Source organism: Saccharothrix lopnurensis, from assembly GCF_042658445.1.
Lineage (GTDB): Bacteria > Actinomycetota > Actinomycetes > Mycobacteriales > Pseudonocardiaceae > Actinosynnema > Actinosynnema lopnurensis.
Genome location: NZ_JBHSQO010000102.1, coordinates 1 through 1,282 on the forward strand (window position 1 = coordinate 1; position 1,282 = coordinate 1,282).

Annotated in this window: 1 protein-coding gene and 1 pseudogene; one reads left to right on the forward strand and one right to left on the reverse strand. The window is 53.7% G+C overall.

All coding sequences use genetic code 11. The annotated features are described in order from the left end of the window. On the forward strand, positions 1-642 hold a 642-nt coding region (locus tag ACFP3R_RS37510; RefSeq protein WP_380643797.1), incomplete at its 5' end, for a type IIL restriction-modification enzyme MmeI. Between the two features lies 1 nt (position 643). On the opposite strand, the pseudogene ACFP3R_RS37515 reads toward ACFP3R_RS37510, so the two are convergent. Then, positions 644-1,282 (reverse strand): annotated as a pseudogene (locus tag ACFP3R_RS37515) (hypothetical protein); the annotation flags it as partial.

A 1,282-nucleotide genomic window follows, 5' to 3' on the forward strand; every position in this document is an offset into this window, starting at 1 on the left:
GTCCTGGTGGTAGCGCGCGTCAGTAAGACGGCCCTCCCCGTGTTCGTGCGTACGGGGCAAGTGGTTAGCGAGGCAGCGGTTGTTTTTGCTACTGATGATGTCGCAGACCTCGCACTGCTTAGCAGTGGCTTCCACTACAGCTGGGCCATTGCGCGGGGATCCAGCCTTAAAGGCGATCTTCGATATACTCCATCTGACGTTTACGAGACGTTACCACAGCCTGCTATCACGGCCTTGACGAAAGCTGCGGGGGCGGCGCTCGACGAAACGCGAAAGAATATCATGATTAGCCGACAGGTAGGACTGACAAAACTTTACAACATGGTCCACGACAATTCTGTCGCAGATCAAGACGTCGCAACCCTTAGGGATATTCACGTAAATATCGATGAGTCCATATCTGACGCATACAACTGGGGGGATTTTCCTCTATGTCACGGGTTTCACAATACTGAACGAGGAGTTCGATTTACTGTCGCCCCCCATGTGCGAACTGAGATATTGGATCGACTTCTCGCACTCAATCACGAGCAATGTGCCCCCGTCGGGACACTGGAGGCGTCGATCGAAGAAACGAAAGTCGAGACGCGGGAGGACGTCACAAAATGCCTCTCACCAGGGAAGGAAGGCATGCTCTTCTGACCTAAAGCCTAAAAAGAGTATTTTCCGATGGGCTATCAACGACCGCATTACGTGCGATCGATTGCACTTTCGCGGAATGGGAACCCCTGGTTGCGGAATGCACATACTGCGCATGGTTGAGTTCGAGAAGTCTGTCCAATATTTCGATCCTCGCCACGGGGTCGGCGGTGAACCGAACCCCCTGTCCAGTGTCGTGGAACCCGTGAGCTAGGTCTAGATCGGTCCATCCGTAGGCACCGGCTATCGTCTCATCTAAACTTGAATGAATCTTTCGAAGGGCTTGAATATCTTGATCCATAACAGAGTTGTCGTGAACCATGTTGTAGAGCTTTGTCAATCCTAGCTGCCGGTCGATCATGATTGCGTGCCGCGTCGTGTCGAGCTCCGCCCCTGCTTCCTTCATGCGAACCGTGGAGGCAGGCTGTGGCAACGTTTCGTAGATGTCGGAGGGCGAATAGTTGAGATCCGCCTTCATCGTCGACGAGTTTCGCCATGACCAGGAAGTGTGAAATGTGCTAGAAAGCAGGGCGAGGTCCGCATCCTGGTTGGTGGCAAAAACGCCGAGCTTATGTGCCAAAACTTGGCGCGCCAGCACTCGTGCAGGCATAACAGTCCTGCTGACGAGAGCTACCACCAGGAC